The organism is Phormidesmis sp. 146-12, assembly GCF_052939495.1.
The window spans coordinates 23457-34276 of record NZ_JBJPHS010000072.1 but is presented as its reverse complement, the minus strand read 5'-3'; the positions used below and the strand labels follow the sequence as shown (position 1 = coordinate 34276).

At 50.8% G+C, this 10820-nt stretch carries 8 protein-coding genes; 1 reads left to right on the top strand and 7 read right to left on the bottom strand.

Annotated elements, in window-relative coordinates:
* Nucleotides 1–64: 64 nt before the first annotated feature.
* The gene (gene ychF / locus ACKFKF_RS24645) at nucleotides 65–1156 is read right to left on the bottom strand and encodes a redox-regulated ATPase YchF (protein WP_446870107.1); all 1092 of its coding nucleotides are present in this window, start codon (nucleotides 1154–1156) and stop codon (nucleotides 65–67) included.
* A 92-nt stretch (nucleotides 1157–1248) separates the two neighbouring features.
* On the bottom strand, nucleotides 1249–1407 hold the full coding sequence (locus ACKFKF_RS24640; RefSeq protein WP_446870106.1) for a hypothetical protein: 159 nt from the start codon (nucleotides 1405–1407) through the stop codon (nucleotides 1249–1251).
* 273 nt (nucleotides 1408–1680) lie between these two features.
* On the opposite strand from ACKFKF_RS24640, the gene ACKFKF_RS24635 reads away from it, so the two are divergent.
* A complete protein-coding gene (locus ACKFKF_RS24635; RefSeq protein ID WP_446870105.1) occupies nucleotides 1681–2379 on the top strand; it encodes a glutathione binding-like protein in 699 nt (232 codons plus the stop codon).
* 142 nt (nucleotides 2380–2521) lie between these two features.
* Here ACKFKF_RS24635 and ACKFKF_RS24630 read toward each other — a convergent pair whose 3' ends face one another.
* The 5 genes from ACKFKF_RS24630 to ACKFKF_RS24610 form a co-directional block, all read right to left on the bottom strand.
* Nucleotides 2522–3496: a metal-dependent phosphohydrolase gene (locus tag ACKFKF_RS24630; protein ID WP_446870104.1), complete on the bottom strand. Its 975-nt coding sequence runs from the start codon at nucleotides 3494–3496 to the stop codon at nucleotides 2522–2524.
* Nucleotides 3497–4098: 602 nt separating this feature from the next.
* Entirely contained in the window at nucleotides 4099–4275 is a 177-nt protein-coding gene (locus ACKFKF_RS24625) for a hypothetical protein (RefSeq protein ID WP_446870103.1), read from the bottom strand.
* Nucleotides 4276–4716: 441 nt separating this feature from the next.
* Nucleotides 4717–5088 carry a response regulator gene (locus ACKFKF_RS24620; protein WP_446870102.1) on the bottom strand — a complete coding sequence of 124 codons (372 nt, stop codon included), beginning with the start codon at nucleotides 5086–5088 and terminating at the stop codon, nucleotides 4717–4719.
* Complete coding sequence (locus ACKFKF_RS24615) at nucleotides 5081–8701, bottom strand: PAS domain S-box protein (protein WP_446870101.1); 3621 nt, start codon at nucleotides 8699–8701, stop codon at nucleotides 5081–5083. The genes ACKFKF_RS24620 and ACKFKF_RS24615 overlap by 8 nt, the downstream gene beginning before the upstream one ends.
* Nucleotides 8685–10784 carry a response regulator gene (locus ACKFKF_RS24610; RefSeq protein ID WP_446870100.1) on the bottom strand — a complete coding sequence of 700 codons (2100 nt, stop codon included), beginning with the start codon at nucleotides 10782–10784 and terminating at the stop codon, nucleotides 8685–8687. Before ACKFKF_RS24610 ends, ACKFKF_RS24615 begins: the two co-directional genes overlap by 17 nt.
* Nucleotides 10785–10820: the final 36 nt, after the last annotated feature.

Here is a 10820-nt window from a genome sequence, read left to right as displayed (position 1 = left end):
ATGGACACTGGCACTATTTTACTGGCTACACCTTCCTATTTCCAATAAAGTCTAATTCACGATCCTAAACGTTGAATCTAAACAGCATCACATCGCCTTCTTGCACCACATATTCCTTGCCTTCACTGCGAACCAGTCCTTTTTCTTTGGCCGCATTCATCGCGCCCGTGGTCACCAGATCCTTGTAAGCCACCGTTTCTGCCCGAATAAAGCCTCGCTCAAAATCAGTGTGAATAACCCCTGCGGCTTGAGGGGCAGTCATGCCTGCGTGGATTGTCCAGGCGCGAGTTTCTTTGGGCCCCGTGGTGAAGTAGGTTCGCAGACCCAACAGTGCGTAGGTTGCGCGAATCAAAGACTTTAAGCCGCCTTCCTCAACGCCCAACGAAGATAGGAAGTCCGATCGCTCTTCTTCTGACAGTTCTACAAGCTCTGATTCGACTTGAGCCGAGACGATCACCGCTTGAGCATTCTCCTCAGCAGCCAGAGTTTGAACTTGCTTCGTCCAGTCGTTTCCACTGGCAAGCTCATCTTCGGCAACGTTGGCGGCGTAGATAATCGGCTTGCGAGTCAGAAGTCCCAATGGTTTGATCAACAGTTCTTCTTCTGGAGTCAACACAACTTGTCGGGCAGGCTTGCCTTCGTTGAGAACTGGGAGCAGTTTTTCTAGGGCGGCCACTTCGACTTGAGCTTCTTTGCTCGTCCGGGCGAGTTTGCGGGCGCGTTCGACTCGTTTTTCGATCTGACTCAAATCAGCCAGACCCAATTCTAAGTTAATGATTTCAGCATCGCGCACCGGATCGACCGACCCAGACACATGAATGATGTCGTCATCCTCAAAGCAGCGCACCACATGTACGATCGCATCCACTTCTCGAATGTTGGCCAAAAACTGATTGCCCAGTCCTTCACCTTGACTCGCCCCTTTGACCAGCCCCGCGATATCGACAAACTCGACCCGCGCCGGGATGATGTCTACTGAGCTAGAAATGGTTGCCAGCACGTTAAGCCGCTCATCAGGTACCGCGACGATGCCCGTGTTGGGTTCGATCGTGCAAAAAGGATAGTTGGCCGCTTGCGCTTTGGCATTGGCCACCAGGGCATTAAATAAAGTCGATTTTCCAACGTTGGGAAGTCCAACAATCCCGGCTCTTAGCATGTCAGTCTCAGGTTACGCCCTGTGTAGGAGAGGCCATAGACCATCCTATCCAATAATTCGCCTCTGACGACGGGTAAACTCGCGGTCAATGTCTAAACTGGGCTGGGAATCGGCTGAGGAATCGGAGCAGGAACAGGCTCAGGAGTTGGGCTGGGAATCGGTTCGGGAGTCGGACTTGGAATCGGTTCGGGAGCAGGATTTGGAGTCGGGTCAGGCAAGGGGATCGGCGGCTCAGGCGTTGGGTAGACCATATCAAAATTCACTCAAGACTTTTCTAATGTAGAAGTCAAATCGGTTGTGAACCTCTACCCTTTGAGAAATTGCTCGATCGCAACAAGTGCTGCCCCCAACACTCTACTTTTTCTTAGTATTCAAACAGTTGCACTCCAAACAATTTAGCGATACAGTTTAGTCATTCGAGTTTCTCAAACCAATCAAAGCTCTTGGCGCTAGAAGCATTTGCCAGAAGTGCTGCAAAGTCCGAGATTAAGCGTTAGCTCAAAAGACCACCAGGAGACGAATCCATGATCGATCTTTACTATTGGACGACCCCCAACGGCCACAAGATTACGATGTTTTTGGAAGAAGTTGGGCTGCCCTATACGATCGCGCCCATCAATATCGGCAAAGGCGATCAGTTTCAGCCCGAATTTCTGAAAATTTCGCCCAACAATCGAATTCCGGCGATCGTCGATCACGAGCCTGTTGGCGGCGGGGAACCTATTTCTGTTTTTGAGTCGGGTGCCATCTTGCTCTATCTAGCCGAAAAAACTGGAAAGCTGATCGGTGAGGATTTGCGAAGTCGAGTTGAGGTACTGCAATGGCTCTTTTGGCAAATGGGCGGACTGGGGCCAATGGCGGGTCAAAATCACCACTTCAATCAATATGCGCCTGAGAAGATTCCCTACGCGATCGACCGCTACGTTAAAGAAACCGGACGACTCTATGCTGTTCTCAACCAGCGTCTCAGCGATCGTGAATTTGTAGCAGGCAACTACTCGATCGCTGACATGGCCGCTTATCCCTGGGTCGTGCCTTACGATCGCCAGGGTCAAAATTTAGAGGATTTTCCGCACCTAAAGCGCTGGTTTGAGGCGATTAAAGAACGTCCGGCGACGATTCGAGCTTATGAGAAAGCGGAGGCCTTTAAGACTCAAAATCTTAGTATCGAAGAAACGCGATCGGTCTTATTCAACCAATCGGCAAGTACGGTGCAACGCTAAAAGAACGTGAATTCGACGAAATTTTGTCTGAAAGTTCCCCAGGATTGGCAGCTTGGGGGACTGAGGCTTGAACACGAAGCGAAAATCTTGCATCGAATTCACGTCCCGTTAAAAAGATAACGCTGCCTACGTATCAAGAGACTCAATGGAAGCAAAGATCCCCTTCAAAAAGTCGGGGACAGGCTTGAGGGAATTTTTTTGCTTTAGACCGAAAAGCTTGGCTTAGATTTCCTTGCTGGGGCTTTTGACTAAAAAATTTATCTTCCGTCATTGCAGTTAACTCCAAATCAACTTCAGCCGCCACTACATTTAAGTGCAGACCTAGCAGAATAGCTTTACCCGACTTTGTTTGCCGCAAATAGTCCATTGCGGGTTGGACATAAGGAACAACAACACCGTAGTAGAAATCAGGAAAAGCTAACTGCAAATCTTGAGAAGTTTCATAGCCCATCTTGTCCGCAGAACCCACTTCTTGAAGTTCTTTAAACAGAGCAGGGAGTTTTTCTAGGTAGTGGGGATCACTTAGCTGTCCGATTAAATCAGCGGCACGCACCAAACCCGCATAAGTGTCGATGTCAGCGTGCAGTCCGTCTTGGGGTGCCGGAAACCGAGTCATTTCTAGGTTATTTTTGAGAACTTCTGAGTCAATCAGCGGCTCATGGCTAAAAGCTTCGTCGATAAACTGTTTGCCGCGATCGACATGAAAAGGTGTGAGACTGGCATCCGTAGCAGTCTTGGGCAGCGAGATCAAACAACCGCATCCATCACTATATAGGGCTTGCTGAGGGCGATCGCTTTGACAAATTCCTCCCACATAGCCAATGTCATGACACAGCAGCGCGACAATTGTGTGAATCCAATCCTGGGATGAGACGTTACCATCTTTTTGCAGTTTGCCCTGTAGGATTCCTTGCCCGGTCAGCGTCACCAAAACCGTATGTTCGAGGTCGTGATAGGCAGCAGTGGTACGAGCGATCGCCCCTAATGTCGTGTGAGCGATCGCTGTAATCAGACGAACTTGTTCGAGGTTTTCGTATCCATAAGCCGATTGATAGCCTTGCTGCAAACGCTGCACGCATTCGTGAATGATGATTGCTGCGTTGAATCGTTTTAACATGGTGAAATCTCCGGAGCGGGGGTGCCAGCGGCAAGTATGAATGGGAGTTAGCTTGAGCAGTGGTGGAGATGCATGAGCGCGGATTAATAGATTGCAAGGTGAAGTGATGTTGACGATCGCCGCACTTCAATTTCCCTAAAGTCCTCCAGAAAGAGAACCTTGAATCCGGTTTCTTCCTTCTTTGAGAAAGATGAGGTTAATAGAACGCGAATTCGATGAGGTTATCCAGAATTTAGGGATTTAGTGGACTGCCCAAATTAATAACCGCAGCGAAAGCTTTCATCGAATTCACGTTAATAGAGAGTTGTAGTCCGATGGTGTAGAGCGCCATCCTGACAGAAGTGAGCGGAGTTTAGACACTAGACAGATGGGGCTTTTTCGGACTCCTGACGCTTGTTGCTACCCCTGATTTTGTGAATGCAAAACGGCTGAGTATCAGTCATCAATGCGTTGCACTTTGCCTGATAGTAGGGCTTGTTGCAGCAATATGATGGTGTCAATATTATCTAAGTCAAAATGGCTAAGGTCTGATGTCTAAGGCGTTTTCGGACTCCTGACGCTTGTTACTACCCCTGATTTTGTGAATGCAAAACGGCTGAGTATCAGTCATCAATGCGTTGCACTTTGCCTGATAGTAGGGCTTGTTGCAGCAATATGATGGTGTCAATATCATCTGAGTCAAAATAGACACTAGCGAGCCGTTTTAGCTGTTGTTCGGTCTTGGATGAGAGATACCCTGACTGTATGACCCTAGTCGCAATTTGGCGAAATAAAGACATCACAAGAGTTCTGTATGAATAGAGAGGAATGTGCTTTTTCTGACTCTTCTACGGTAGATCTGAAAAATGCAGGACTTGTGCAGAAATGTAACTTAACGTGAATTCGATGAAATTCCTCGCTGTAGCGATCACTCTAGGCAGCCCCCTAAATCCCCCAAACTTGGGGGACTTTGAGCAAGAAATCCTGTCCGAAAGTCCCCCAGATTTGGGGGGTTGGGGGGCAGAAGCGTTAAATACCGAAGCGAAAAAACTCTATCGAATTCACGTTAACTTATACCCAATCAATTTGTTAATGCTACAGATCCTTCGCCCCCTAAATTCCCCAGAATGGGAGACTTTGAATCTATTAACCCGCGAAGGCGGATTTTGTTCTCTTAGCTGCGGTTTTAACCGCCAAGCTGTCTATCCAACAAAGGCAAACCCCATCTAATTCGCCTCACTTTACCAACCCAAGGCAGCAGAAATTTGGGCAGGAAGCTGCATGGCTTTAAAGGGTTTCGTGATGATCCCGGCGATGTTGAGTTTGGCGAAGCGACGTAGTTCGGCAGCCTGAGCTTTGGCCGTCATAAAGAGTACAGGAATCGATCGCGTTGCAGGAGTCGCTTGCAGGGCTTGCAGGGTGTCGATTCCATCCATATCGGGCATCATTACGTCGAGCAAAATTAGATCGAGTGGTTCACAGGTCGCGATCGCCACTCCCTCACTGCCACTGGCCGCTGTCATCACCTGCCAACCACCCACCGCCTGAAGCGTCACCTGAGCTACCGCCCGGATGTCTTCGTCGTCATCAATAATTAGAATTCGCTTACTCATGATTGCTCCTTCTGTGTCGAGGGCTGGTCATGCGGTTTAAAAGCGCGATCACTCGCTGTTCAAACTGCTGTGGCGTAATGCGTCCTTTGGTGAGAAATAGGGTGTGATCCAGGGTCAGGCGATCGCGCTCTTCTGGCTCTAGCTCTCGTGCCGTGTAAACGACTATCGGCAGACGGTTGAGGTGATTGTGCTGCCGCAGCCAGTCTACGATCGCAAACCCATCGCCTTGAGAAATGCTCAAATCTAACACCAGCAGATCCGGCATGATCTCTTGACTTAAGCGAATTGCGTCTTGTCCAGTTTGGGCGTGGAAGGTTTTGAGATGGTGGCGAGTGAAAATCGCAATCAGCAGCCTTGCCAGATCCAGATCATCCTCAATGATTAAGATGCGAATATTTTGATAGGGCTTGTTGAGTGCCCGCTGTAGGGTTTGCAACAGCACTTTTTGATTGGGGGGTTTGACGACCCACCCGTTAATTTCAGGACGATCGACCTGCGTTGCGTCGGGGAGCAGTCCGCTGAGGATCACGACCGTAATCGCTTGTGTTTCGGGCTGACCTTTTAGCCTGGCCAGCGTCTCCCAGCCGTCCATTTCTGGCATTATCAGATTTAATAGCACCACTTGGGGACGAGCTATTCTAGCTTGCTCCACCGCTTCTCGGCCCGATGCGACTGCCAGCACTCGATAGCCTTGTTGGTGAAGGACGGTTTGGATCACCGATCGCACCGAAGAATCATCATCACACATCAGCACCAAGGGCGCATTGTCAATTTGAGGTTGGTGAAGGGTCGCCTCCTCGACTTCCCAGAGGGCCGGAAGCTGCACCCAAAACGTACTGCCTTCTGCTAAGTGGCTCTCTACCCAAATTTTGCCATTGTGCTGCTGGACAATACTGCGACAAATCGCCAGACCCAACCCAGTGCCCCCCTTTTGGCGCGAATCAGAAGCATCTACCTGTTGGAAAGGCTCAAAAATGGCTTCTAACTTCTCTAGCGGGATGCCTCGCCCGTGGTCTTGAACAGAGAGAAGGAGATAGGGTGTCGGGGGATCTTGATCGCCTTCTGCTGGCTCATTGCCTACTTCCCCAGTTCTCACTTCTGCTTTGAGCCAGACGGTATCACCCGAAGACGAAAACTTGATGGCGTTACTGAGCAGGTTGACCAGGACTTGCACAATGCGATCGCTATCGACCCATAAGCGGGCAGATAAAGCGGAAACCACCAGCGCCACATTTGCTTTGTCGGCCATGTCTTGAACGGCTTCGACTGATTGAGTAAACAGTGCGGCGAGGGTGCAAGTTTCTTTATTCATTGCCACCCTGCCCGATCGCACTCGCTCAATATCCAGAATGTCATTAATCAGCCGCACGAGGCGATCGGTGTTGTTTGAGGCAATATTAAGCATTCGCTGCGCCTGTTCGGGCTGACTTTGTAGCACGCCGCCCGCCAACAAATCTAGTGCCACCGATATCGAGGTGAGGGGTGTTCGCAGTTCGTGACTGACGATCGACACAAACTGTTCTTTGAGCCGTTCAACTTCGCGGCGATCGCTGATATCTTTCATAAAGCCGTAGTGACCAATGAATTGTTGCATCTCGTCGTAGGCTTTCACCAGCACGATTTTTTGCTCCAACACCGACTGATTTTTGTGGACAGCCCGGACTTCTACCTCAGCTTTGTCATGACTCAACATCTCCTGATAGGCCGCGATCGCCAGGTTGCGATCGTCCGCATAAATCAGATCGTGCCAGTGCTGCCCTATTAAGTCTTCTGGCAAATAGCCTAACAGGTGAGCGTAGGCAGATTTGACCTTGGTATAGTAACCCTGACAATCAACTTGAGAAATGCCCACAACCGCAACTTCCAGGGCTTGACTGAGGTGAAGAATTTCTTCTTCGTCTTGCTTTTTGGCGGCTTGTGCCTGGGTTTGCTCAGTAATATCTGTCGTCGAACCTACCAGCCGAATCGGAGTCTCCGCCTTGTCCCAGACGGCCTGAGCGCGAGACTGCACCCATCGGTAGCTGCCGTTTTTGTGGCGCAGGCGATAGATTTGGTCTAACTGAGGAATGCGGCGATCGAGATAGTCCTGTTCGGTTTGGAGTACCCGTGCTCGATCGTCTGGGTGGATGCGAGTTTGCCATTCAACATTGCTGTCAAGGAGTTCGCCTGGCGTATAGCCCAACATTTGACCCCAGCGAGTCGAACGATACGCTGTATTTGTCGTGAGATCAAGATCCCAAATTCCGTCGTTGTTGGCTTGAATGGCTAACTGCCAGCGTTCTTCACTGCGGCGCAACTGTTCTGTGATGTGTTCTCGGTCTCGGTCTGCCTGACGGCGATCGTTGATGTTGCGAAAAATGCAGCGCATCGACACCGCTTGCTGATCGACAAGGCGAAAATTTAAGCTGCCTTCGAGCCAGATCCGCTGCTGATTTTTGGCGTTGAAAGCCACCTCCAGATTTGCGATCGCTTCGCCCACCGTCACGCACTGGCGCAGATTGTCGCAGCGTCCCCCACAGTCAGGAAGTGCCAGATCAAACAGCGTCAGGGTTGCCAAATCTGATTCGTCGTAGCCCAGGGTCTGTTTCCAGGCGCGGTTGACGTAGAGAAATCGCCCTGCCATATCGACGCTGACAATCAAATCGTTGGAATTCTCAAACAAATCGCGGTATTGCACCTCGCTTTCTTGTAGCGCCAGCGCCAACCGTTGTTGAATGGCGGATTCCATGGTAATTTGATGGTTGATGGCTTCTAACTGACGGGTACGATCGCGCATCGCTTGAGCAAAATAAGTAACCAGTGCCAACAGCGCCGCCATCAACAACCCTGCCCCCAGCACGAGATTGGTCAGCAAGAAAGAATGCGGAGATAAGGAATCAATCGAATACAGCCAGACACGCACCTGCCAACTTTTGTGACCTTTGAGGGTAGCCGTTTGAGTCCCCATCGCAGCGGAACGGTTGGGGTCAGAATAGCGCTGATAGAGCGTTTCTCCATTTTCTAATACAGCGATGTTGTAAGTCGGCGGCACATGGGCGATCACCGTCCCAAAGAAAGTAGGCGCATCAAAGGTGCTGAAGAAGAATCCATCAAACTGAGAAGCCGAAGCGCTGGGCCGTAAAAAGAGCGGAACCAACCCATGGAAGTGAGACTGTCCGTAAGTACGCAACGTGATCAACCCCGATGGCAGAGAGCCTTGACTCAGACGACTGGCTTGCAGGGCTGTTCGCTGCGCTTTTAAGAGTGAGAGACGATCGGGATCTGGCATGGAGGGCGAGGTAGCAGAAATCCAACGCGGCTGAAGGGTGCGATCGATCCACTCAATACTTTGCAACCCTGCGGTGTCTTTGATGTATTGACCCGCGTCGGTCTGCCATTCGGCTTGAGGCGTGCCGCCCCGAATCTGCCAGCGTTGGGCGGCCCGATTTAGCCCCAGTGAGACAGCATTCAGGTCAGCTTCTAAAATCCTGGCAGTGCTGGCTGCCATTTCTGTCAGATTGCGCTGAGTTTCTGCGGCTTGTTGCACCTGGAGCGATCGCCAGATCCCCAACGTCAGAGCGACCACACCCAAACTCATCAGACCTGGCAACCATCGCCTATTCCAGGGGGCCATTTTCTTGATCCTTGCGACCCCGGTTTTCATCACGCTGTCCTGATAGCACCTGATTTCTTCCTGCTAATTTTGCCTGACGCAGCCGCTGATCGGCTACTTGATACAAGGCTTGCCAGTCGGCTCCATCTTGAGGATATTGCACAATGCCTGTACTAAAGGTGACGCAGACAGGACTTCCTTGAGTCGAGTCAAAAGGATGGGCCCGGAGTTGGTTTAGCAAATTTTGCAATCGCTCAACCGCAGACGATCGCGCCACATCATACATTGCCACCACAAACTCCTCGCCGCCCCAGCGCCCCAAAACATCCTCTAGGCGAAAGGACTGCTGCAAAATAGCCCCCAATTCGTGCAAGATGCGATCGCCCGTCGGATGGCCGTAAATCTCGTTAATCTGCTTAAAGTAATCGAGATCCAGCAGGGCGATGCTAACGGGCTTGTCTTGCCGTTTTGCTAGGGCCAGCAGGCGTACTAGCTCGTGGGTTGCTTTGCGACGGTTGGCCAATCCGGTGAGCGAGTCGGTATCTGCTAATGCCCGCAGGAGGCGCGATCGCTCCAGTCGATTCAGAATGCGGATGACAAATTCGGGGCCGACGATCGGTTTGCTAATGTAATCGTCAGCCCCCGCTGTAAACACGCGCTGAATCGTCTCGGCATCGCGTCGGGCGGTCAAAAACAGCACAGGTAGACTACTCCAGGCGGGATCGTTGCGTAATTGCAGACAGAGGTCAATCCCACTGATCCCAGGCATTTCGATATCCAGCACCAGGAGGTCGGGCACAATTTTCTTGAGGGTGTCGGCAAACTGTTCTGGCTGGCTGAGGGTGTGTATCTCAAAGCCCCAAGGCATCAGCCATTCTTTTAACGTTTGCAAAATCAGAGGGTCGTCATCGACTAGCATTAATCGCGCTTCGGTTGAGTGGTCGGCAGGGGGCAGATACCCATTGTCAACTGTTGGATTGTCTAAGGAAACAAGTCCACGATCGCCTGCTTGATATTGGCGATCTAACTGCTCAATTTCTTGCCGCAACTTTTGAACCAGTGGCTTGAGCGACTTAAGTTTGTCAGATTTTGGAGGATGTTTTCCGTCTAACAACTGCTCAATTTCGCTTGCTAACTCTGATCCATCCATCGTCCCAAACATGCCCAGCGAACCCGCCAGCTTATGGGCCTCCTGACAGGCTTCTTTTTGCTGCTTTACCGAACTTTGTTGCTTGGCTAAAAGCGTGACGGTTGCCTCAATAGTGGCAAATCGCTGCTGTAGCTTTTCTCGTGTCTGTTGCCAGATCTGTTGTATTTCTGCTGCGACGACCTCTGTTGGTTCTGGCGCTGACGGCTTTTTTGATTTTTTAGCGTTCTTCTTAGGGTTGTTAAAAGTGCTGTCATCTGTGGTTTGATCAGGCTTGGGAGACGGCTTGAGACGATAGCCGATCCCATACACGGTTTCTACAGGATCTTGCTCTAACCCGGCTGCCTTAAGCTTTTTGCGAAGTCCTTTGAGGTGCGATCGTACCGTATCTTCGGTGGGGGCTTCTTCATCAAATGACCAAAGCTGGTCGATCAGCGCACTGCTGCTAAAAATTCGCTGCGGATTCTGCAAAAAAATCTCCAGCAGCTTGTACTCCTTGGGGGTCAGCCTCAAAGCACGATCAGCACAAGTGACAGCACGGCTGTTGAGATCTAGCTGTAAGCTGCCCCACTTTAGGGCTGGTAGCCGCGTTTCACTGTCTCGTCGTCTCAGCAGGGCGCGAATTCGAGCCAGCAGTTCGGGTAGATCGACGGGCTTAACCAGGTAGTCGTCTGCACCAGCATCTAGGCCAATCACTTTGTGCCCACTGGCGCTTTGGGCCGTCATCAACAAAACGGGGGTAGATTTGCGGTGCGATCGCAGTCGCTTACAAAACTCGATGCCGTTGAGTCGGGGTAACTGCACATCCAGCACGATCACGTCATAGTCGCAGGTGTCCACCAGATCCCAACCCGCCAATCCGTCTACTGCAACATCGACTACATAGCGGTGATCGATCAGCACTTTGCTCAACTGCTGCACGACTACTTCATCATCGTCTACTAGCAAAATCCGCATTATTAGAAATTGCGCTGGTCGATCGCAGGGGAACGA